The sequence below is a fragment of the Streptomyces sp. NBC_00207 genome (genome assembly GCF_045160965.1).
GTDB lineage: Bacteria > Actinomycetota > Actinomycetes > Streptomycetales > Streptomycetaceae > Streptomyces.
Window position 1 is genome coordinate 8899816 of record NZ_CP130715.1, and the last position, 20499, is coordinate 8920314.

General features: G+C 73.1%; 22 protein-coding genes. 16 read left to right on the plus strand and 6 right to left on the minus strand.

The window, feature by feature from the left end; translation table 11 throughout:
- Window positions 1–44 precede the first annotated feature (44 nt).
- On the plus strand, window positions 45–1403 hold the full coding sequence (locus OG472_RS41100) for a M64 family metallopeptidase (protein WP_405942966.1): 1359 nt from the start codon (window positions 45–47) through the stop codon (window positions 1401–1403).
- A gap of 18 nt (window positions 1404–1421) precedes the next feature.
- Here the strand turns inward: OG472_RS41100 and OG472_RS41105 are convergent, their stop codons facing one another.
- Window positions 1422–2246 (minus strand): DUF1206 domain-containing protein, encoded by an 825-nt coding sequence (locus OG472_RS41105; RefSeq protein ID WP_401613481.1) that lies wholly within the window; start codon window positions 2244–2246, stop codon window positions 1422–1424.
- A gap of 222 nt (window positions 2247–2468) precedes the next feature.
- Window positions 2469–2657 (minus strand): DUF6381 family protein, encoded by a 189-nt coding sequence (locus tag OG472_RS41110; protein WP_189744743.1) that lies wholly within the window; start codon window positions 2655–2657, stop codon window positions 2469–2471.
- 240 nt (window positions 2658–2897) lie between these two features.
- On the opposite strand from OG472_RS41110, the gene OG472_RS41115 reads away from it, so the two are divergent.
- From OG472_RS41115 to OG472_RS41125, 3 genes are read left to right on the plus strand one after another with little or no spacing between them, the layout of a single operon-like run.
- Window positions 2898–3533: a (2Fe-2S)-binding protein gene (locus tag OG472_RS41115; protein ID WP_401613479.1), complete on the plus strand. Its 636-nt coding sequence runs from the start codon at window positions 2898–2900 to the stop codon at window positions 3531–3533.
- Complete coding sequence (locus tag OG472_RS41120; RefSeq protein ID WP_405834360.1) at window positions 3530–4537, plus strand: FAD binding domain-containing protein; 1008 nt, start codon at window positions 3530–3532, stop codon at window positions 4535–4537. The genes OG472_RS41115 and OG472_RS41120 overlap by 4 nt, the downstream gene beginning before the upstream one ends.
- A gap of 41 nt (window positions 4538–4578) precedes the next feature.
- The gene (locus OG472_RS41125; protein ID WP_405942967.1) at window positions 4579–6669 is read left to right on the plus strand and encodes a xanthine dehydrogenase family protein molybdopterin-binding subunit; all 2091 of its coding nucleotides are present in this window, start codon (window positions 4579–4581) and stop codon (window positions 6667–6669) included.
- A gap of 78 nt (window positions 6670–6747) precedes the next feature.
- Here the strand turns inward: OG472_RS41125 and OG472_RS41130 are convergent, their stop codons facing one another.
- Complete coding sequence (locus OG472_RS41130) at window positions 6748–7500, minus strand: VOC family protein (RefSeq protein WP_401613473.1); 753 nt, start codon at window positions 7498–7500, stop codon at window positions 6748–6750.
- Between the two features lie 239 nt (window positions 7501–7739).
- Here OG472_RS41130 and OG472_RS41135 point away from each other — a divergent pair, with 239 nt between their 5' ends.
- Window positions 7740–8720: an isopenicillin N synthase family dioxygenase gene (locus tag OG472_RS41135; protein WP_401613471.1), complete on the plus strand. Its 981-nt coding sequence runs from the start codon at window positions 7740–7742 to the stop codon at window positions 8718–8720.
- Window positions 8721–8837: 117 nt separating this feature from the next.
- Here OG472_RS41135 and OG472_RS41140 read toward each other — a convergent pair whose 3' ends face one another.
- On the minus strand, window positions 8838–9599 hold the full coding sequence (locus OG472_RS41140) for an SDR family NAD(P)-dependent oxidoreductase (RefSeq protein WP_405942968.1): 762 nt from the start codon (window positions 9597–9599) through the stop codon (window positions 8838–8840).
- Between the two features lie 145 nt (window positions 9600–9744).
- On the opposite strand from OG472_RS41140, the gene OG472_RS41145 reads away from it, so the two are divergent.
- From OG472_RS41145 to OG472_RS41175, 7 genes are all read left to right on the plus strand, one after another.
- Entirely contained in the window at window positions 9745–10659 is a 915-nt protein-coding gene (locus OG472_RS41145) for an AraC family transcriptional regulator N-terminal domain-containing protein (protein ID WP_405942969.1), read from the plus strand.
- A gap of 141 nt (window positions 10660–10800) precedes the next feature.
- Window positions 10801–11085, plus strand: coding sequence for a hypothetical protein (locus OG472_RS41150; protein WP_401613465.1), 285 nt, complete (start codon window positions 10801–10803; stop codon window positions 11083–11085).
- 99 nt (window positions 11086–11184) lie between these two features.
- Window positions 11185–11697: a pyridoxamine 5'-phosphate oxidase family protein gene (locus OG472_RS41155; RefSeq protein WP_401613707.1), complete on the plus strand. Its 513-nt coding sequence runs from the start codon at window positions 11185–11187 to the stop codon at window positions 11695–11697.
- Window positions 11698–11760: 63 nt separating this feature from the next.
- The gene (locus tag OG472_RS41160) at window positions 11761–12243 is read left to right on the plus strand and encodes a hypothetical protein (protein WP_405942970.1); all 483 of its coding nucleotides are present in this window, start codon (window positions 11761–11763) and stop codon (window positions 12241–12243) included.
- A gap of 70 nt (window positions 12244–12313) precedes the next feature.
- Window positions 12314–12742, plus strand: coding sequence for a hypothetical protein (locus OG472_RS41165; RefSeq protein WP_405942971.1), 429 nt, complete (start codon window positions 12314–12316; stop codon window positions 12740–12742).
- A gap of 86 nt (window positions 12743–12828) precedes the next feature.
- Window positions 12829–13443, plus strand: a complete 615-nt coding sequence (locus OG472_RS41170) for a nucleotidyltransferase family protein (protein WP_405942972.1) — start codon at window positions 12829–12831, stop codon at window positions 13441–13443.
- An 88-nt stretch (window positions 13444–13531) separates the two neighbouring features.
- The gene (locus OG472_RS41175; RefSeq protein ID WP_401613457.1) at window positions 13532–14098 is read left to right on the plus strand and encodes a DUF4291 domain-containing protein; all 567 of its coding nucleotides are present in this window, start codon (window positions 13532–13534) and stop codon (window positions 14096–14098) included.
- A 21-nt stretch (window positions 14099–14119) separates the two neighbouring features.
- Here the strand turns inward: OG472_RS41175 and OG472_RS41180 are convergent, their stop codons facing one another.
- A complete protein-coding gene (locus OG472_RS41180) occupies window positions 14120–15196 on the minus strand; it encodes a hypothetical protein (protein ID WP_405942973.1) in 1077 nt (358 codons plus the stop codon).
- A 219-nt stretch (window positions 15197–15415) separates the two neighbouring features.
- Here OG472_RS41180 and OG472_RS41185 point away from each other — a divergent pair, with 219 nt between their 5' ends.
- Window positions 15416–16579: an alpha/beta hydrolase family protein gene (locus OG472_RS41185; protein ID WP_405834376.1), complete on the plus strand. Its 1164-nt coding sequence runs from the start codon at window positions 15416–15418 to the stop codon at window positions 16577–16579.
- An 8-nt stretch (window positions 16580–16587) separates the two neighbouring features.
- Here the strand turns inward: OG472_RS41185 and OG472_RS41190 are convergent, their stop codons facing one another.
- Window positions 16588–17862, minus strand: coding sequence for a sulfite oxidase (locus tag OG472_RS41190; protein ID WP_405834377.1), 1275 nt, complete (start codon window positions 17860–17862; stop codon window positions 16588–16590).
- 150 nt (window positions 17863–18012) lie between these two features.
- On the opposite strand from OG472_RS41190, the gene OG472_RS41195 reads away from it, so the two are divergent.
- The 3 genes from OG472_RS41195 (at window position 18013) to OG472_RS41205 (ending at window position 20498) form a co-directional block, all read left to right on the plus strand.
- A complete protein-coding gene (locus OG472_RS41195; protein ID WP_405942974.1) occupies window positions 18013–18546 on the plus strand; it encodes a GNAT family N-acetyltransferase in 534 nt (177 codons plus the stop codon).
- Between the two features lie 165 nt (window positions 18547–18711).
- Window positions 18712–19356: an ankyrin repeat domain-containing protein gene (locus tag OG472_RS41200; protein ID WP_401613447.1), complete on the plus strand. Its 645-nt coding sequence runs from the start codon at window positions 18712–18714 to the stop codon at window positions 19354–19356.
- Window positions 19353–20498 carry a YncE family protein gene (locus OG472_RS41205; protein WP_405942975.1) on the plus strand — a complete coding sequence of 382 codons (1146 nt, stop codon included), beginning with the start codon at window positions 19353–19355 and terminating at the stop codon, window positions 20496–20498. Before OG472_RS41200 ends, OG472_RS41205 begins: the two co-directional genes overlap by 4 nt.
- Window position 20499 lies beyond the last annotated feature (1 nt).

Genomic DNA, 20499 nt, shown 5'->3' on the forward strand with positions numbered 1-20499 from the left:
AGATTTATAAGACTGCTTAACTTCCGTTTCCGGGGGAGGACTTCATGGTTCGAGTCAGACGTCCGGCTGTCCGCACGGCGCTGCGCGCGGCCGTCGCGACGGTCTGTGCGACCGCCGCTCTGGTGGCCGCCGGGCCCGCGGACGCGGCCGACCCGCCGGCCGCCGAGAGGCGAGTGCAGGTGGAGATACCGGGGCCGGAACAGGGCGGTGACGCCGGATCCGGCCACGCCCGGGTGCCGGCCGCAGGCAGCCCCGCGAAGAGCGCGGGCCGGCTCTCCCCGGCGCAGCGGGAGGCGGACGGTGCGGTCACCAAGCTGATCGACAACGGCTCCACCGCCGACCGGCTCGACGTCGTGGTCATCGGTGACGGCTACACCGCAGCCGAACTGGCGCGCTTCCACGCCGACGCCGAGCAGAAGTGGGCCGAGGTGACGGCCGTCGAGCCGTACACCACGTACCGCAACCTCTTCAACGTCTGGACGGTCGACGCGGTCTCGCACGACTCCGGCGTCTCCGGCGACCCCGACCCCGCCACCGTCCGCGACACCGCCCTCGGCTCGTACTTCTGGTGCGAGGGCATCGAGCGGCTGCTCTGCATCGACCAGCCCAAGGTCGACGCGTACGTGGCGAAGGCACCCGCGGCCGACCTGGTCGTCGTCCTGGCCAACAGCGCCAAGTACGGCGGGGCCGGCTACAACGAGCCCAGCGCGACCCTCGGTTACGAGGGGATCTCCACGGCCTCGGCGGGCCATCCGAAGTCGGGCCAGGCCGCCATCCACGAGACCGGTCACTCGCTGGGCAAGCTCGCCGACGAGTACTTCTACCCGGGCGTCCCGGACTACGAGAAGTACACCGGCCCCGAGCCCGCCGAATCCAACAGCACCGCCCTGAGCGCCGACCGGATGGCCGCACAGCGGGCCAAGTGGTACCGCTGGCTCGGCGAGGAGTCACCCGACGGCGGCACGGTCGGCGCCTACGAGGGCGGCAACTACTTCGTGACCGGGCTCAACCGGCCCACCGACAACTCGCTCATGCGGGTCCTGGGCAAGCCCTTCAACCTGCCCGGAGTCGAGTCCATGATCGCCGGGTTCTACCAGCACGCGCGGGTCGTCACCCCGCTCACCCCGACGGACCGCACCCTGCGGATGCGGCACACGGCGAAGGCGGCCGTACCGAGGCTGAACGGGGCGGACGGCCGGCAGCTGGTGGTCCGCTGGTACCTCGACGGCCGGGAGCTGAAGCGCTTCGAGGGCCGCACCGAGGTACCGGTGGCGCAGCTGTGGCTGTTCGACCTCCGGGCGCACCGGCTGTCGGTCACGGCCGAGGACCGTACGCCCTCGGTGCGCGACCCGGAGATCGTCCGTACGCTGCGGTCCACGGCCACCTGGACGGTCAGGCTCTGACGGTCCCGCCTGCATTCCTCACACCCGGCGCCAGCAGGCCAGCGCCCAGGAGAACAGCCCGAACAGCACGAGCCCGGCGGCGACCAGCACCAGGAGCCATGGTCCCGCCGGGGTCCGGGTGAAGGCCCGGAGGGTGTCGTCGACGCCCTTCGCCTGCGAGGGGTCGTAGCTCACGGCCGCATAGACGATGAAGCCCCCGGCGACGGTGAAGAGCGCGCCGCGGGCCATGCCGCCGGCGACCCCGAGGAACTCGACCGCCTTGCGGACGCCCTCGGGCACCCGGTCCATCTCCAACTGCTTGCGGAACGAGCGCCGGGCCGCCTGTACGGCGATCACGATGCCGCCTACGGCGATGGCCGCCCCGGCCACCCCCACCCACCACGGACCGCCGGGCACATCCATCACCTTCGACGTCACGTCGCGCGACTGATCGTCGCCGGACCGCCCGCCGCCGGAGCCGGCCGCGAAGGACAGCACCGAGAAGGCGACGACCCCGTAGAACACGGTCCGGGCCGCCGACGCCAGCCGCTTGGAGGCCTTGTCGCCGTCGGGACCGGCGGCGCCGAACACCGCCTCCGACAGCCGCCACAGCATCATGCACACGAGGCCGATACCGACGGCCCACACGAGGAAACCACCGAGGGGTTTCTCCGCGAGCTCCTGGAGCGCGCCCGTCCGGTCCGCCTCCTGACCGCCGTCGCCGAACGCCACCCGCACCGCGAGCACGCCGATGAGCACATACAGCAGACCGCGTGCCACCAGCCCGCAGCGGGCGACCACCTCGCGGCCCGTGCCGCCCCGGGACCCGGTCCGGGCTCCCTCGCGTGCCACTTTGCCGACCATGAGGGCCAGCCCCCCTTCCGCTTCGTCCGGCGCGGCTCGCGGACGCGTACGCGTCGGACGGCGTGCCGGACCTCTCTCTCCGCGCGGCTACCCGCGCGCCACCCCTCCATGCGGGGGGCGAGGCGGCGCGCGACGGGAACGCACCGGCCGGTGGCCGCGCGACGGATCGCGGCGGCCACCGGCCGGGGTACGGGGGAGAGGCGCCGGGCGTGGGCTCCAGTGCTACATGGGGTCCATACCGCGATCGTCCATCCGGCCCTCCTGCTCGCTCTGCTCCTGGAGGCGGCGGGCCTTCTCCTTCAGCCGCCGGCGCTCTTCCGGGTCGGTCGAACGCTCGGCCGCGTCGTTCAGCTCCTTGGCCTTGGTGCGCATCTGCTGGGACCGGCCGCGGGATTCGCCTGAAACACTCATGATCGCTCCTTGGATCCGTGGGGGAGAGCGGGCGGATTCAGCGAACCAGGACTGCCGTGCGCCCGCATCTCGAAGCGTCACCGAGCGTGATCCACAACCCACGGCACACTGCCCACAGCCCACTACCCACGGCCCACTGCCCAGGGCCCACGGCCGCACGTGAACGGCTGCCCGCCACGGGCTGCGCGCGAACGGCCCTCCGCGGATGCCGGACCGCGGACATTCGGAGAGCCTGTGGTCGTGAGCCGAACCGACCCCGCGCAGCACGCCGCCCCCGCCACCCGCACCCCGGTCACGCTGCGCGTCAACGGCACGGACCACGCCCTGCGGCCCGACCACCGCGTCACCCTCCTCGACGTCCTGCGCGAGGAACTGGACCTCACCGGGGCGAAGAAGGGCTGCGACCACGGCCAGTGCGGCGCGTGCACCGTGCTCCTCGACGGGCGGCGGGCCTACAGCTGCCTGCTGCTCGCCGTCGCACAGGACGGTGCGGAGGTCACCACGGTGGAGGGCCTCGCCGCCACCGTGCCGGGCGGCGGCCCGCACCCCCTCCAGCGGGCCTTCCTCGAGCGGGACGCCTTCCAGTGCGGCTTCTGCACACCCGGCCAGCTCTGCTCCGCCGCCGGGGCCCTCGCGGAGGCCGCGGCCGGCCACCCCTCCGCCGCGACCCCGGCCGAGGCCCTGGCCGCACCCGGCCCCGTGACCCTGACCGCGGAGGAGATCCGGGAACGGCTCAGCGGCAATCTCTGCCGGTGTGGCGCCTACCCGGCCATCGTCCAGGCCGTGACGGACACGGCAGGCGGGGCGGACGCGGTGGACCCGGCCGGTGCGCCGGCCACGGCAGGCGGGGCCGACGAGGCGGGAGCGGTCGCATGAAGCCCTTCGGGTACATCCGGGCCGTCGGCCTGCAGGAGGCCACCGAAGCCCACACGGCCCACCCCGGCTCCCGCTACCTCGGCGGCGGCACCAACCTCGTCGACCTGATGAAACTCGGCGTCGAGACCCCCGGCACCCTCATCGACATCTCCCGTCTCCCGCTGCACGCCATCGAGGAACTGCCCGGAGGCGCCCTGCGCATCGGAGCCACCGCACGCAACAGCGACGTGGCCGCCCACCCCCTCGTACGCGCCCGGCACCCGGCGCTCGCCCAGGCCCTGCTCGCCGGGGCCTCTGCGCAGCTGCGCAACATCGCCACCACCGGCGGCAACCTGCTCCAGCGCACCCGGTGCACCTACTTCCAGGACGTCTCCAAGGCCTGCAACAAGCGCGAGCCGGGCACCGGCTGCGCCGCCCGGGACGGCATCCACCGCGACCACGCCGTGCTCGGACACTCCGCCCACTGCATCGCCACCCATCCCTCGGACCTGGCCGTGGCCCTCGCCGCGCTCGACGCCGGAATCGAGCTGTACGGGGCCGGGGGCGCCACCCGGACCGTGGCGGTCACCGACTTCCACCGCCTGCCCGGAGACCGCCCCGAGCAGGACACCGTCCTGCGCGACGGGGAGATCGTCACCGGCGTGCTCGTGCCCGCGGCCGCCCCCGGCACCGTCCAGCTGTACCGCAAGGCCCGTGACCGGGCCTCGTACGCCTTCGCGCTGGCCTCCGTCGCCGCGGTCCTCGACCTCGACGACGACACGGGCCGCATCCGGCGGGTCGCCCTCGCCTTCGGCGGGCTCGCCCACCGGCCCTGGCGGGCCACCACGGCCGAACGGGCGCTGACCGGGGCCGAGCCGACCGCCGACGCCTTCCGGCGGGCGGCCGAGGCGGAGCTGGCCGAGGCCCGGCCGCTGCGCGACAACGCCCACAAGGTCGTGCTCGCCCGCAACCTCGCCTGTGACGCGCTCGGCACACTCCACGCCCTCGCCCGCCGACACCCGTAGCCCGTAGCCGCACCCCGCCGCACCCCGCAGAGGAGCCGGCCATGCCCGCGCACACCGCACTCGGTACGCCCACCGTCCGCGCCGAGGGCCCGGACAAGCTCACGGGCGCCGCGCGCTACGCCGCCGACCACACCCCGCCCGGCTGCGCCCACGCCTGGCCCGTGCCCGCCACCGTCGCGCGCGGCCGGGTCACCGCCGTGGACGTCGCCGCCGCGCTCGAACTGCCCGGCGTCCTCGCCGTCCTCACCCCGTACGACGCACCCCGCCTGGGCCCGGCGGACGACCCCACCCTGCGGGTGCTCCAGGACACCGCCGTCCCGCACCGCGGCTGGTACGTGGCCCTGGCCGTCGCCGACACCCCGGAGGGCGCGCGGGCCGCCGCCGGGGCGGTACGGATCAGCTACGCGCCCGAACCGCACGACGTCGGCTTCCGCGAGGACCACCCCGGTGTGTACGTGCCCGAGGAGGTCAACGGCGGCTATCCCGCCGAGCGGGAACAGGGCGACCCCGACGCGGCGCTCGCGGCCGCGCCCGTACGGGTCGACTGCGCGTACAGCGTGCCGCCCCTGCACAACCACCCCATGGAGCCGCACGCCGCCACCGCCGCCTGGGACGCCGGGCGCCGACGGGTGACCGTGTACGACTCCAGTCAGGGGGCCGATCTGGTCGGCAGGACGCTGGCCGCGCTGTTCGGCCTGCCCGAGGACCACGTCCACGTGATCTCCGAGCACGTCGGGGGCGGCTTCGGATGCAAGGGCACCCCGCGCCCCCACGTGGTCCTGGCGGTCATGGCCGCCCTGCACACCGGGCGGCCCGTCAAACTCGCCCTGCCACGCCGCCAGTTGGCCGCCACCGTCGGCTACCGGTCGCCGACCCTGCACCGGATCGCACTCGGTGCCCGCCGCGACGGCACCCTCACCGCCCTCACGCACACCGTCACCACCCAGACCTCCCGCGTACGGGAGTTCGTCGAGCAGGCCGCCGTACCCGCCCGGGTCATGTACGCCGTTCCGGACATCCGCACCACCCACCGCGTCGTCGCCCTCGACGTGCCCACCCCCTCCTGGATGCGCGCCCCCGGAGAGACACCCGGCATGTACGCTCTGGAATCGGCCATGGACGAACTGGCCGACGCGCTCGGCATGGACCCCGTCGAGCTGCGGATCCGCAACGAGCCCACGAGCGAACCCGACAGCGGCCGGCCCTTCAGCAGCAGGAACCTCGTCGCATGCCTGCAGGAGGGCGCGGACCGGTTCGGGTGGGCCGCCGCGCGCACGCCGCGCCGAGAGGGGCCGCTGCTGGTCGGCGCGGGCGTGGCCGCCGCCACCTACCCCGTCTGGATCGCCCCCTCCACGGCCAGGGCCACTGCCCGGCCCGACGGCACCTACCTCGTCGAGATCGACGCCACCGACCTCGGGACCGGCGCCCGCACCGTCCTCGCGCAGGTGGCCGCCGACGCCCTCGGCGTGCCGCTCGCGTCCGTGACGGCGGCCATCGGCCACACCGGCCTGCCCGCGGCCTCGCTCGCCGGGGGCTCCTCCGGAACCGCCTCCTGGGGCTGGGCGGTCCACGACGCATGCACCGCCCTCGCCGCGGAGCTGGCCCGGCACCGGGGGCCGCTGCCGCCCGAGGGGCTGTCCGCGTCCGCCGACACGACGGCGTCGGTCCGGCAGAAACCCCCGTACGCCCGCCACGCCTTCGGCGCGCACTTCGCCGAGGTGCAGGTCGACACCGTCACCGGCGAGGTGCGGGTACGCCGCCTGCTCGGGGTGTACGCGGCCGGGCGCATCCTCAACCCGACGACGGCCCGGTCGCAGTTCATCGGCGGCATGGTCATGGGTCTCGGCATGGCCCTGACCGAGCACGGTTCCGTCGACCCGGTCCACGGCGACTTCGCCGAGAGCGACCTGGCCGCCTACCACGTGCCCGCGAACGCCGACGTCCGAGCTGTCGAGGCGCACTGGATCGATGAGGCCGACGCCCACCTCACCCCGGTGGGCGGCAAGGGCATCGGCGAGATCGGCATCGTCGGGGTCGCCGCCGCGATCGGCAACGCCGTCTGCCACGCCACGGGGCGCCGGCTGCGCGAACTCCCCCTCACCCCGGACCGGGTACTGGCCGCACTCGGCTGACCCGCCGCACCGGACCCGCACGGGACCCGCTGCACCGGGCCGGGTGGACCGGGCGGGGCCGGGCTCGGGACGGGCGGGTCAGCCCAGGTCCGTGTCCGCGCCGAGCAGGGTGGTGAGGGTGAACAGGGCCCCGTCCGGGTCGCGGAGCGTCACCCACCGCTCCACTGCGTTCGACGTGATGTCCGAGACCGGGCGTCCGCCCAGCGCGACGGCGGCCTCGATCGCGGGCCGGAGCCTGGGCACGCGGAAGTGGACGTGCCAGCGGGGCCTGGTGTGCGGGGAGTAGGAGGCGAGCTCGACGGGGCCGCTGTTCAGGCGGGCCACGGGCTCACCGTTCTGCCGCAGCACGACCTGGTCCTCCTCGTAAGAGACCTCGCAGCACCCTGGGCGCTCGGTCGCCCATTCGAGCACCGCGCCGTAGAAGATCGCCGCGTCGAGGGCGTTCCGGGTACGCAGTTCCAGCCAGGCCGGCAGGGGGCCCTTGCCCGCCCGCCAGTCCGCGGCCACGGCGCCCTCCCAGATCCCGAAGACCGCGCCGTCGGGGTCGGCGACGAGCGCGGCGCGGCCGCCGGAATCGAAGGAGACCGGGCCGACCGCGATGGTGCCCGTCCGCTCCCGGATGCGGTCCACCGCCACGTCGGCGTCGTCGACGGCGAAGTACGGGGTCCAGGCCACCGCGACCCCCAGGTCCGCGGCCAGTGCCCCGATGCCCGCCACCGGGACCCGGTCCAGGTACGCCACCGAAAAGGCCTCGCCGAGGCGGGCCGGCCGGAACCTCCAGCCTGCGACCGCACCGTAGAAGCGCTGGGCCGTCTCGAGGTCGCGGGTCATCAGGCTCACCCAGCACGGCGCCCCGAAGACCTCCCTCGTCGAAATCTCCACCGCTCGCTCCGTCCCTGATGGGCCCCTCGTACATTCTGGCCCTTTTCGTGCCGTTCCTCGCGGTCGACAGCCGTGCACGCACACGGAAGGTGTCCGAGAACCACGCTCCGTGTCGGTCCCGGCCGGCGGCGTCCGGCGATAGCCTCGGTGCCGGACGCCACCCCGCAGCCCCGGAAGGCAGGTCTCCCATGGTCGGTTCCCAGGTCCCCGTGATCGATCTCGGGCCGTGGCGGTCCGGCGGAGCGCAGGCCCGCGCCCGTACGGCCGCCCGCGTCGACGAGGCCCTGCGCGCGGCCGGCTTCCTGCTCGTGACCGGCCATGGCGTGGACCCCGCGCTGCCCGCGCGGATCAGGGAGGCGGCGCGCGCCTTCTTCCGGCTGCCGGCCGTCGCGAAGGAGCCGTACGCCGTCACGGTCGGCGGCCGGGGCTGGCTCGGCCCCGGGGCGGAAGCCAACAGCTACGCCGAGGGCACGGCCTCGCCGCCCGACCTCAAGGAGTCCTGGTCCCTGGCGGCGGACGATCCCACCGGTGACCCCGCCGTGGACGCCGAGTGGTTCCGGCCCAACGCCTGGCCCGCCGAGGTGCCGGCGCTGCGGCCGCTGGTGACGGAGTACCTGGGCCTGATGCGGGCCCTCTCCGACGAACTGCTGGAACTCCTGGCCGTCGCCCTCGGCCTCGCCGAGGACCACTTCACGCGCCACACCTCCCACCCCACCTGGGGGTTCAACGTCAACTGGTACCCGGGCACGGAGACCGTCGGCCCCCCGCTGCCCGGCCAGTTCCGCATCGGGGCGCACACCGACTTCGGCACGGTCACGGTCCTCGACCGGCAGCTCGGCGCGGGTGGCCTGCAGATCCACACCGACGCCGACGGCTGGCAGGACGCGCCCTACGACCCGGCCGCCCTCACCGTCAACATCGGCGACCTGATGGCCCGCTGGACGGGCGACCGCTGGCGCGCGGGCCGCCACCGCGTACTGCCCCCGCCCGCGGACACTCCGGCCGAGGAACTGATCTCGCTCGTCTACTTCTACGAATGCGACGCGCACACCCGGGTGGAGTCCCTCCCCGCCCCGGTCGGCCGGGTGGTGCACGAGCCCGTCGACTCCCACACGTACCTGCGCGGCAAGCTCGACGCGATCAGCGTCACGGAGGGGGACGAGACCTGAGGCGGGACCTCCTCGCGTGGGGACCCCGCGGCCCGGACGAGCTCCATCCCGTCATCGGGGGAGGGGACGCGCAGCGCCTCAGCCGGTGCCGGTGGCGGCCGGGCCGGGCCGCGAGGCCTACAACTGGTAGCCGCCGGAGACCTCGATGTCCTGGGCGGTGATCCAGCGGCTCTCTTCGCCGACCAGGGTCGCGATCAGCGAGCCGACGTCGTCGGGCTCGCCGACCCGGCCGAAGGCGGTCTTCGCGGCGAGGGCCGGTACGACCTCGGGGAAGCGGGTGAACGCGTCGTCGGCGAGCCGTGTGCGGGTGGCTCCGGGCGAGACCGCGTTGACGCGGATGCCGCGGGCACTGAACTCCTTGGCCATGTAGCGGGTCAGCACGGTCAAGCCGCCCTTCATGGATGCGTACGCGGCGTAGCCGGGCTCCAGCCCGGAGGTCGCGGCCGCCGCGTTGCTGCTGACGTTGACGACGGAACCGCCCTCGGCCATCAGCGGGAGGAGCCGCTGGGTCAGAAAGTACGGGCCCTTGAGCAGGACGCGCATCAGCAGGTCGAAGTCCTCCTCGGAGGTGTCCTCGATCAGCGAGGTCTGCGCGATGCCGGCGTTGTTGACCAGGTGGTCGAAGGTGTCGCGGCTCCAGTTCGTGCGCAGCGCCTCGGCGACGCAGTCGCGGAAGCCGTCGAAGCCGCCGCTGTCACCGAGGTCCAGGTGCAGCGCGACGGCCGTGCCGCCCGCCTGCTCGATGGCGGCCACGGTGTCCGCGGCGCCCTGCCGGTTGCGGCCGTAGGTGAGGACCACCCCGATCCCGCGTTCGGCGATCCGGATGGCGGCGCTCTGCCCGATGCCGGAGCTCGCGCCCGTGACGATGGCGACCTGCATGATGGTCCTCCTGGGAATCCGTTGGGATGCGGTACTTCCATTGGACGCCTCTGACCTGCTGCTTCAGTAGAACGATCGTCCAGGAGGCTTGCCTGATCCTCCCGCCTGCGGGATGCCGAGACCGGCCCTGTGCTGCACTGGGACCATGGATCTGGAAGAGCTGCGGAGCCTGCTCGGCCGGCACGCGCGCCCGGACGCGACCACGGCCATCGACGGGGTGCTCGTATCGAAGGTCGACCGGTCGGACGCACCGGAGCCGGCAACCACCGGCACCGTGCTCGCGGTCATCGCGCAGGGCACCAAGCGCCTGGGGCTCGGGGACCGCGTCCTGGAGTACGGCGCCGGGCAGTACCTCGTGGCCTCCGTCGACCTGCCTGTCACCGGCCAGTTCCTGCGCGTCGGCCCGGACTGCCCGGCCCTGGGCTTCGGCCTGGTGCTGGAGCCCGCCGACATCGCCGAACTGCTGCTGCTCGCGGGTCCCGGAGACGTGCCCCGGGCCGGCGGCGGCACCGTGCCGGCCCTCGCCGTCTGCGATGCGCCCGACGAACTGCTCGACGCAGTGGTGCGCCTGCTGCGGCTCCTCGACCGGCCCCGTGACCGCGCCGCGCTCGCGCCCCTGGTCAAGCGCGAGATCCTGTGGCGGGTGATGACCGGGGAACAGGGCGCCACCGTACGCCAGCTCGGTCTCGCCGACAGCGGCCTGCGCCATGTGGCGCGGGCGGTGGCGTGGATCCGCAGCCACTACGCGCAGCCGTTCCGGGTCGAGGACCTGGCACGCCTGTCCGGCATGAGCCAGTCCGCCTTCTACCGGAACTTCCAGGCCGTGACCGCGATGAGCCCGCTCCGCTTCCAGAAGCAGATCCGGCTCCAGGAGGCCCGCCTGCTGCTCGCCACCCATCCCGGCGACGTCACCGGCGTCGCCCACCGCGTCGGGTACGACAGTGCGTCGCAGTTCAGCCGTGAGTACCGGCGGCAGTTCGGTACGCCTCCCAGCCAGGACGCCGCCCGGCTGCGGCTCGACGCATCGGGTGTCCCGGTGGCGGTGCCGGTGCGCTCGTAGCGGGCAGTGCGGGCGGACCGTTCGTATGACCGGGCGAGGGCTCTTCCGGTGATTGGCGGGCGCCGCGCGAGCCACGCACGCGGCGGGCGGGATACGCCCTCTACGCTGCGACGACGCCGAGCATCCTTGAGGAGACCAGCCATGTACGCAGCAGTCCGCAGGTACGAAGGCGTCACCGACCCGGCCGAAGCCGGACGCCTCGTCGACGAGGGGTTCGTGCCGATCATGCGCCACGTTCCCGGGTTCGTGGCCTACTACTGGGTCGATGCCGGCAACGGGGTGATGGTGTCGACCAGCGTGTTCGAGGACCGTGCGGGCGCGGACGAATCGATCGAGAAGGCGGCGGACTTCGTGCGGGAGAACCTCGCTTCGCTCCTTCCCAACCCGCCGCAGGTCACAGCGGGCGAGGTCGTCGCCTCCGCGTAGCGGCGTCGGGGCGCGACCACCCACCTCGGAGCGCGATCGGCCGGTACGTCAGCGCCTCGTCGGCAATCCGCTCCGCAGGAGCGATACTTGATCATGCCTATGACCAACCCGTGGCTGTCCGGCCCGGCACCGAAGAAGCGGCTTGATCGAGAGCGGCTGGAAGAGCGGATACTCAATCTGCTGTCGTCGCAGAACATGTGCGTCCTGGCGACGGCAGGGCCGGAAGGGCCACTGGCGACGCCGGTGCGCTATTTCCACCTCGACTTCGCGGTGATGTTCACCGCCGCCCCGCGTTCGCCGAAGATGAGGAACCTTGCTGCGGACCCCCGGGTCTCGGTGGGGATCTTCGCTCCGCTGGTCGGGCAGGCGAGCAGCCGGGGCGCTCAGGTCTTCGGGCAGGCTCGTACTCTGTCCGAAGACGACCCCGACTTCGAGCACTACTGGTCGGCCTTCCGCTGGCAGTCCGACCATGTCGAGCGTGCACTCTCTCTCGACGAACCACCGTCTGGGCCTCTTTGCGTGATCGAGGCCGAGCGGATCGTCTATACCGAGCACTGGCTCCGCCGCGAGGGCTTCGCGCCGCGTCAGTTCTGGACCAGATCCGGCCGGTAGTTTCACGCCTCCGGCCACGCACCTGGTCGGTCATCCGGCCTTCGGCCGGGCGGGGATACTGCTGTGGTGCTGTTGACATGGATCGCCGAGGTGGCGGACGAGCCCCTGGTGCTCGAGCCGGCCGACCGGCAGGTGGAGGTGGATACCAACACCTGGTGGCTGAGTGCGGCGGAAGGGGACAGGGAAACGCTGTCCGTCTCCGAGGTGGTGGCCGCCTTCGAGGAGACTGCTACCGCCATTCGGGGACGCGTTCGCGAGCGGGGCTTTCCCGGGGTGGCGACGTTCTACGTGTGGCACGACGAGCAGGCCGGGCAGCTCCGGTGTTCCACTGGGTCGGTGCCCCCGGATGCATTGCCGTTCGGCGGGAACTACGTGGCTTGTGACGATCTCGGTCCGATCGTCGAGGCGTTTCTGACCGACGGCGAGCCGGGGTTCATCGCCTGGGCGGACCTGGACGATGTGCAGAGCCGGGCGGAGGAGACCGGCGTCGAGCCGGAGGACGCGCCCTTCCCCGTCTGGGTCAGCAGCGTCGGGGCCGCACACTGACACGTTCTGCACGACCACACGGACATGTCGGCGTGCTCTCCCCACCACCTCTTCCACGAGGAGCAATGCGATGCGCACCAGCGAGGACCGCCTCGTCGAACTCATCCGAAGCAGCGGCCTCGACGTGCACACGGTCCAGGGCGACGAACCCGGACCCTCGGTCGGAACGGCCTGGCGGGCCATGGCGGGTTTCGGCGTGGAGCCCAGTGCCTCCCTTCCCCTGAAGGGAGACCTGGAGGGAGTCCACCGGCTGTGGCTCGAACATGCCCGCCGAGCCGATGTCATCGGCGAGGACGGGACGTTCCTGCTCACGGCGGTCGTGACAGGGGGTTCCGCAGTCGGCTGGGTCCGCGTGCGCCTGACGGACGACGCCGACGTCGCCCGCCTCGTGGACGACCAAGGGCGGATCGAGTTCATCGCCCGGTCCGGCTCGGGCGGCCACATCTGCGGCATCACCGCGGAGGAGTACGAGTACTGGATCGTGAGCCTGACCCTCTGACCGATCGTTTCAGAAGGGATCGTCCCAAGGCGTCTCGGTGGGGACTCGACGGCCGCGGAGGGCGCACCGCATGGTAGGTATGGGCGATGATCGGTCGCCTTCCGCTAGATGAGCAACTCGCCGCCCTGAAGACGGTGCTCTCCCGCAACGAGGTGTTGCTCGAGGTGCTGAGCCGGACCGCGACGCTGGAGTTGCCCGGCTGGTACGTGACGGCGGGCTGTCTGTTCCAGACCGTGTGGAACGTCGTGACGGACCGGCCCCCGGCCAACGGGATCAAGGACTACGACGTCTTCTACTTCGATGACGGAGACCTGTCGTGGGAGGCGGAGGACAAGGTGATCAGGGCTGGGAAGCAGGTCTTCGGTGACCTGCCTGCGGAGGTCGAGATCCGCAACGAGGCCCGAGTCCACCTCTGGTACGAGCAGAAGTTCGGCGTCGCATGTGCTCCGCACGGGTCCACGGAGTCGGCCATCGACTGCTTCGCTGCGACCACCTGCTGCCTGGGGGTGCGGCTGGAACCCGATGGCCGGTGGCGGGTCTACGCACCACACGGTCTCTCCGATGTGTTCAACCTCGTCGTGCGCCCGAATCCGGTACTCGCCCCGCGAGAGGTCTACGAGGCCAAGTCGACCCGTTGGCGTGCACAGTGGCCCGAGTTGACGGTACTGGACTGGCCGTCGACGCTCGTCGAGCGGCTCTGAGTCGCTCTGAGCGGCGCATTTGAACCGCCCCCAGGGGGAGGCGAAATCGGCTCGCCGCGTCGGCTGACCAGGTGGCAGGGTGCGGCGAATGACGCCCCAGTATCAGATTCGTGCCGACTACGACGCTCACACGATCGTGGTCTATCAGGCGTACCCGCCTGCCATCGCTGAAGCGGCACTGCGGGCGGGCCGCTTCGTTGCGCCGTTCTCGTTCCACCGGATGACGTGGATCAAGCCGTCGTTCATGTGGCTGATGCACCGCAGCAACTGGGCCCGCAAGCCGGGTCAGGAACGCGTTCTCGCCGTGCGGATGACCCGGGAGGGCTGGGAGGAGGCCCTGTCCCAGGCCGTGCTGACGACCGCCGCCCCGGCGGCGGTCGCCCAGGCAGCCGTACACGTCCAGTGGGACCCGGAACGCTCGCAGCGCGGAGCGGCACTGAACCACTACAGCATTCAGGTCGGCATCAGTCGCCGCCTGATCCGCACCTTCACCGACGACTGGATCGTCAGTCTCACCGACCTCACCCCCCAGGTCCGCAAAGCCTCGGCACTGATACAAACCGGGCACACCGCCAAGGCACAACGGCTGCTTCCCACGGAGCGCACCTACCCGATGCCTCAGACACTGCAAGATGTCGTTTCCCCAGGTAGCTGACAACGGGCCGCGCGGCCGCGCTCACCGTGAGGCGATGCCTCGGGAGTCTGTGCGGTCCAGCGACCAGCGGTGCAGCCGTTCGCCGTCGTGCGTGAGCCAGGTGCCGTCTCCCAGCACGGTGACGTCCTCCCCGACCGGCGCCGGGTAGTCCAGCCGGCCGAGCGGACGCAGTGTGTCCGCGTCCAGCAGCCAGTGCCGCGTCTGCGGTGCGCCTCCGGCCGGGTGCACCCGGCCCGGAACCAGCACATGGCGCCCGTTCAGGACCTCGGCGGAGGAGAACTCGTCGTTCTCCGGGTCGACGGCCAGCTCCGACAGGTCCAGCAGCGCCACCTGCTCCCCTGTCCCGAGGTCGTACGCCGCCAGCTCGTCGCGGTCGTCGTCGGGGAACAGGTGCTCGGCGTACCGCTGGGTCAGGATCCGGGAGCCCGGGAGGAATCCCGCCAGGGCGCGCATCCACGTGCCGCCGAGGATCCGGAGATCGTCGGCGCGCGGCTCGGCCCACCAGGTCGACCAGCTCTGCCAGGCGGTCCAGCAGGACACCACCAGGATGCCGCCGTCCGGACGCCAGGACTGCACCGCGGCCGACGCCAGCGAACGGATCTGCCGCCGGCCGAGCACCTTGCCCGTCGCCGTGTCCAGGAGCAGCAGGTCGTCCCAGGTGTAGTTGCGGTCCGGCTCCAGGTCGTACACCAGGGCGGCCTTCTCCTTGTCGGGCTCCAGCGTCGGCACGACGACGCTCACCAGCCGTCCGTCCGGACTGACGGCCGGGGTGGAGTGTGCCCGGGCGGTGCCGTGCGACGGGGCGTGGGGAAGCTCCCATCGCGGGCCGCCGTCGGGGCCCAGTGCCCGCACCGATGCCACCCCGGCCACGACGAACCCGCCGTCGGGCGTGGGGACCGCCCGCTCGTGCTCCTCCGTCCGCAGGGCGGCGGTCGCGCCTGTGGTCGCACCCGTAAGGAAGTCCTCGCGGTCGTGGACCTCCACCAGCCCCGGCGTGCGGACGAGGAGCCGCCCTCCGGCGACCGCCTCGACCGTGCCCGGCGCCCGCGTCGTGCCGAGCGGTACCACGTCGATCCGTTCATCCCCCGTGTCGTTCATGACGAGAATGCTCGCAAGTGCCGCGCGGGCACCGCCAGCCGTTTCCTCGTGCCGAGGTCCGGCGCCGGCCGAGGCCGCCTGACAGCCGTCGGCCCGGTGTCCGTGCGGGTATTCATACCTGGGAGTGACCGCGGGACGAGAGGCCCTCCTCCGGTGGGACGGGCCGGATCCTCCGCAGTGGTGACGATCGGTCAGGCGCCGGTGCATAGCGTCGGATCCATGAACCGACGCAGAGCAGTCGCCTCAGCCGCCTTACTCGCCCTCCTCCTGCCCCTCCCGCTCACCGCCGCCGGCACCGCGGCCGCCGCGGACTCCCCGTCCGCTGCCGCGCCGAGCCGCACCTCGGTGGAACTCCCGCGTCCCACGGGCCGTTTCGCGGTCGGCCGGGAAGACCTGCACCTGGTGGACCGCAGCCGCACCGACCCCTGGGCCGGCTCCGGGCCCCGCGAGCTGATGGTCACCATGCGCTACCCGGCACGGCGCGACACCGGCGGCCCCGCGCGCTACCTCACCGACGAGGAGGCCCGGCTGCTGCTGGTCGACCGCGGGCTGGACCAGGTCATCCCGGTCGAGACCCTGACCGGTACGGCGAGCGCCTCCCGGACCCACGCCCGCCCCGCCGCCGGACGGTACCCGCTGATCGTGCTCTCCCCGGGCTTCACCGTCCACCGTGCCACCCTCACCGCGCTCGCCGAGGACCTGGCCTCCCGCGGCTACGTCGTCGCCTCCGTCGACCACGCCTACGAGAGCGTCGGCACGGCCTTCCCCGGCGGGCGCGTGCTGAAGTGCCTGGCCTGCGAGAAGACCGAGGCGGGCACGCCCATGCGGACGGTCAGCGACACCCGCGGCCGCGACGTGTCCTTCCTGCTGGACCGCCTCACCGGACGCCACCCCGCCTGGCGCCACGCCGGCCTCATCGACCAGAGCCGCATCGCGATGGCGGGCCACTCCATCGGCGGCGCCTCCGCGGTCGCCGCGATGGCGATCGACCCCCGGATCCGGGCCGGGGTGAACATGGACGGCGGACTCCACACCCCGGTCCCCGACACCGGGCTCGGCGGGCGCCCCTTCATGCTGCTCGGAGAGCGGAAGAGCGCCCCGGGCGGCATCAAGACGTGGGACGACGACTGGCCCAAGCTCGACGGCTGGAAGCGCTGGATCACCTTCGCGGACTCGGGCCACTTCACCTTCACCGACTTCCCGGCGATCGGCGAACAGCTCGGCCTACCCGACCAGGGAGCCCCGTTGCCCGGCGCCCGCTCCGTCGAGCTGACCCGGCGCTACGTCGCGGCCTTCTTCGACCAGCACCTGAAGAACATCCCGCGGCCCCTCCTCGACGGTCCGTCCGCCGACGCGCCGGAGGTCAGCTTCCACACCCCCTGAACCGGTCCTCAGACCACGGTCACCGGGTGCCGCACGACCGCGTCGAAGAGGTAGCCCTGCGTGTTGTGGACCGAGGTCTCGGGCTGCGTCCGCCCGCTCGCGTCGGTCGCCCGGGCCAGCAGCGCCGTCGCACCCGTCGTCCGCGGGGTCCACGGCAGCGACCAGCGCACCCAGCCGCCCCGGCGCGGGGCGTCGTGCATCCGGGCCCGCCGCCAGTGGCCGCCCCCGTCCGTGCTGACCTCGATGCGGGTGACGGGGGCCGCCGCCGACCAGGACCGGCCGGTCAGCAGCCGGGTCCGGTGCACGGGCAGGGTGGCGCCCAGCTCCAGCTCGAAGGCGCTCTTCAGGGTCTGCCGGGTCAGCGGGGCGCTGCCCTGCGCCGGGTGCTCGGGCCCGAACAGCCGGTACATGTCGGTGTTCCACGGCGAGTACAGCGGCTCGTCGCTCACCTCGATGTCCCCGACCCACTTGATCGAGGAGATCCCGACCCAGTCCGGTACGACGAGCCGCACCGGACCGCCGTGGTCGGGCGGCAGCGGCTGCCCGTTCATCTCGTACGCGAGCAGGACGTCGTCCAGCGCCTTCGCCACCGGCAGCGGGCGGCGCACCCGGCCCAGGTTCACCCCGTTGGAGATCACCTCGTCGTCCAGCCCCCTCGGCAGGACGTCGACGGCGGCGCCGGTCACCCCGGCGAGCCGCAGTACGTCCGACAGCCGCGCCCCGCGCCAGCGTGCGACCCCGATCGCGCCCAGGGTCCAGGCGGTGCCCGTCACCGGCTGCCCCTGCTGCGTGGTGTAGAAGCTCCGGCCGTTGCCCGCGCACTCGATGAACAGCGTCCGCTCGACCGCCCGCAGGGCCCGCAGCCGCTCGTACGAGAACTCCACCGGGCCGCCCGCCAGCCCGTCGCCCCACACCTTCAGCCGCCACCCGGCCGCGTCGACGCGCGGGGTGGAGGTGTGGTTGCGGACGAAGAACCGGTCGATGGGGGTGAGCGGGCCGGTGCCGCGCAGCGCCGCGAAGTTCGTCTCCGCATTGGTGCCGCGGAGCGTGAACAGCTCGGGCGGCAGCGGTTTCACGGTGCCGGGGCCCGCGGCCGCCACGGGCGGGACTGCGGCCGAGGCCGGTGCGCCCGCGGCCATGCCCAGCGATCCGGCGGCGGCGCCCACCGCGAACAGCTTCAGCAGATCGCGGCGGTCCACCCCGGCGGAGCGGGCGCGCCCGCGTGTCCACTGCCGCAGGCGCGTGCGGTCGTAGTGGCTCTCGTCCGACAGATCGAGCGGCATGGCAGTGCACTCCTTGGTCGCGGTTCCCGAGGGACCGTAGAGGCCCGGGGCGAGCCGCGGGAACCTTCCCAGGGGGATGGCCACGCACTCGAAACACTGCCGCAACGGCCGATTACCGCTGGTCGGCGGAATTTCGGCAGGATGTGGGGCATGACCGAGATCCGTACCCCCCGCCTCCTCCTCCGCCGCTGGACCGACGACGACCTCGTCCCCCTTTCGGAGATCAACTCCGACCCGGAGGTGATGCGCTGGATCGGTGAGGGCGAGACCCTCGACCTGGACGAGACGGCCGAGGAGATCGAGCGCTGGGAGGAGGAGTGGGACGAGGAGGGCTTCGGGCTCTTCGCCGTCGAGCTCCTCGGCTCCGGGGAACTCATCGGCGCCGTCGGTCTCTCGGTGCTCGAGAACCTGCCGGACGCGCGGGCGGACGTGCAGATCAGCTGGCGGCTCGGCCGCCAGTACTGGGGCCAGGGCTATGCCTCCGAGGCCGCCCACGCCACCTTGGAGTTCGCCCTGCAGGACCGCGGCCTGGACCGCGTCGTCGCGATCAACAGGATGAGCAACACCGATTCCGAGAACGTGATCCGCAAGCTGGGCATGGTGATGGAGCGCGACACCACGGACCCCCGGTACGGGACTTCCGTGCGGATCCACGGCATCGACCTCACGGAGTACGAGGCCTGATCCGGCCGTCCCGCATCAGCCGATCGGCCGACCCCGGGGTCGGCCGGACCGCTCCCGGGCTCCGTCCACCGGGCGGACCGGCCGGGGGCTCCGGTGCGGCGAGCATGGACCGGGGGAGCGGGAGGGCGTACGCGGCCCTCCCCGCCCGGAGCCGAGAGGGACACCATGAACGCGCACGACCGACTGCTCCTCGACGGCGCCCGCGCCGGTGACGCGGCGGCGGTGAGCGCCGCGCTCGCCGCCGGAGCGTCCGTGGAAGCCCGCGACGAACAGCTGCGGACCCCGCTGCTCCTCGCCGCGCTCGGCGATCACGCGGCCGCCGCCGCGGTGCTGCTCGCCGCCGGAGCCGACCCGAACGCCCCGGACTCCCGGGAGGACAGCCCCTGGCTGGTCACCGGTGTCACCGGCAGCGTCCGGATGATGCGCCTGCTGCTGCCCGCCGGGCCCGATCTCAAGCAGCTCAACCGCTTCGGCGGGATCTCCCTCATCCCGGCCGCCGAGCGCGGGCACACCGCATACGTGCGCGCGGTGCTCGACGAGACGGACATCGACGTCGACCACGTCAACCGGCTCGGCTGGACCGCCCTGCTGGAGGCGGTGATCCTCGGCGACGGCGGCCCCCGCCACGAGGAGGTCGTCGCCGCGCTGCTCGCAGCCGGAGCCGATCCCGAACTGGCCGACCAGGACGGGGTGACCCCGTACGAGCACGCCGTGCGCCGGGGTTTCACGGGCATGGCGCGGATCCTGCGCGCGGCCGGGACGGCCGGGGACGGGCGGGGGAGCGGGGACGAGCGGGAGGCCGGCCGGTGAACCGCCGCGCACGGGGATCCCGTACCGCCCTCGCGGCGCTCGCCGCGACCCTGCTGCTCGGCGCCTGCACCCAGGCCGGGACCCCGGCCGGCTCCGCGACCTCGGCTTCCCCCGCGACGCCGAGTCCGGCGCCGTCCGCGGCCTCCCCGCTGCCGGCCACCGCGCCGACCCCGCAAGGGCTGCTCCTGACCGCCGACTTCGGAGCCGACACCGTCACCTTCGTGGACCCGGAGCGCGGAGCGGTCGCCTCCGTCGCCGTGGGCAGGGCCCCGTACGGACTGGCCGTCGGCGCGGACGGCCGCGCGTGGGTGGCCACGGCCGAGGGCCTCGCCGTCGTCGACACCCGCACCCGCGCCCGGGTGGCCCGCATCCCGTACCGCACCGACGCCGGCCCGGCCACCGACGGCGAGTACCGCGGCGGCGGCATGGGCATCGCGCTGTCGCCCGACGGCGCGCACGCGTACGTCGGGGTCAACGTCCCCGGCACGACCGGCGTCCTGGAAGTCGTGGACACCGCCACGCAGCGGGTCACCGCCGTCGTACCGGTGGGCCGGCGCCCCTTCGACGTGGACGTGTCGGCCGACGGCGCCGAGGTGTACGTCACCGGCCACGACTCCTTCGACGTCACCGTCGTGGACGCCGGTTCGCTCCGGCCCCGCCGGATCGAAGTCGCGCCGTACGGCACCGAAGGCGGGCTCGGCTCCTGGCTGAAGCCGCACTACGCGGCCGTCCGCCCGGCCGACGGGAAACTGCTGCTCCCCTTCGAGGGCGAGCGGCTCGTGGTGGTCGACCCGCGGACCGGCCGGACCACCGTCGAGCCGATGACCGCCGACACCCACCAGCACGGCGCCACCGCCACCGCCGACGGGCGGCTCCTGGTGGTCGGCACCGGAGCGGTGGAGCCCGGCACGGGCAAGGGCCCGTCACTGACGGTGCGTTCCCCGGACGGCAGCGAGCGGGTGTACCCGCTGGAGGGCCCGCACGAGGACGTCGCCGTGTCCCGGGACGGCCGGACGGCGTACGTCACGGGCGGTTACACCCGTGACGGCCACTGGAACGGCATCACGGTCGTCGACCTCGAGACGGGCGCCGCCCGCCGCCTCCCGGCGGGCGCCAGGCCGCTCGGCATCGCCGTCCTCTGAG

What these genes read in the sequence shown, in the direction of transcription:
- OG472_RS41100 (WP_405942966.1), top strand. Translation starts at nt 45, where the DNA reads ATGGTTCGAGTCAGACGTCCGGCTGTCCGCACGGCGCTGCGCGCGGCC.
- OG472_RS41105 (WP_401613481.1), bottom strand. Translation starts at nt 2,246, where the DNA reads ATGGTCGGCAAAGTGGCACGCGAGGGAGCCCGGACCGGGTCCCGGGGC.
- OG472_RS41110 (WP_189744743.1), bottom strand. Translation starts at nt 2,657, where the DNA reads ATGAGTGTTTCAGGCGAATCCCGCGGCCGGTCCCAGCAGATGCGCACC.
- OG472_RS41120 (WP_405834360.1), top strand. Translation starts at nt 3,530, where the DNA reads ATGAAGCCCTTCGGGTACATCCGGGCCGTCGGCCTGCAGGAGGCCACC.
- OG472_RS41125 (WP_405942967.1), top strand. Translation starts at nt 4,579, where the DNA reads ATGCCCGCGCACACCGCACTCGGTACGCCCACCGTCCGCGCCGAGGGC.
- OG472_RS41130 (WP_401613473.1), bottom strand. Translation starts at nt 7,500, where the DNA reads ATGACCCGCGACCTCGAGACGGCCCAGCGCTTCTACGGTGCGGTCGCA.
- OG472_RS41135 (WP_401613471.1), top strand. Translation starts at nt 7,740, where the DNA reads ATGGTCGGTTCCCAGGTCCCCGTGATCGATCTCGGGCCGTGGCGGTCC.
- OG472_RS41140 (WP_405942968.1), bottom strand. Translation starts at nt 9,599, where the DNA reads ATGCAGGTCGCCATCGTCACGGGCGCGAGCTCCGGCATCGGGCAGAGC.
- OG472_RS41145 (WP_405942969.1), top strand. Translation starts at nt 9,745, where the DNA reads ATGGATCTGGAAGAGCTGCGGAGCCTGCTCGGCCGGCACGCGCGCCCG.
- OG472_RS41150 (WP_401613465.1), top strand. Translation starts at nt 10,801, where the DNA reads ATGTACGCAGCAGTCCGCAGGTACGAAGGCGTCACCGACCCGGCCGAA.
- OG472_RS41155 (WP_401613707.1), top strand. Translation starts at nt 11,185, where the DNA reads ATGACCAACCCGTGGCTGTCCGGCCCGGCACCGAAGAAGCGGCTTGAT.
- OG472_RS41165 (WP_405942971.1), top strand. Translation starts at nt 12,314, where the DNA reads ATGCGCACCAGCGAGGACCGCCTCGTCGAACTCATCCGAAGCAGCGGC.
- OG472_RS41170 (WP_405942972.1), top strand. Translation starts at nt 12,829, where the DNA reads ATGATCGGTCGCCTTCCGCTAGATGAGCAACTCGCCGCCCTGAAGACG.
- OG472_RS41175 (WP_401613457.1), top strand. Translation starts at nt 13,532, where the DNA reads ATGACGCCCCAGTATCAGATTCGTGCCGACTACGACGCTCACACGATC.
- OG472_RS41180 (WP_405942973.1), bottom strand. Translation starts at nt 15,196, where the DNA reads ATGAACGACACGGGGGATGAACGGATCGACGTGGTACCGCTCGGCACG.
- OG472_RS41185 (WP_405834376.1), top strand. Translation starts at nt 15,416, where the DNA reads ATGAACCGACGCAGAGCAGTCGCCTCAGCCGCCTTACTCGCCCTCCTC.
- OG472_RS41190 (WP_405834377.1), bottom strand. Translation starts at nt 17,862, where the DNA reads ATGCCGCTCGATCTGTCGGACGAGAGCCACTACGACCGCACGCGCCTG.
- OG472_RS41195 (WP_405942974.1), top strand. Translation starts at nt 18,013, where the DNA reads ATGACCGAGATCCGTACCCCCCGCCTCCTCCTCCGCCGCTGGACCGAC.
- OG472_RS41200 (WP_401613447.1), top strand. Translation starts at nt 18,712, where the DNA reads ATGAACGCGCACGACCGACTGCTCCTCGACGGCGCCCGCGCCGGTGAC.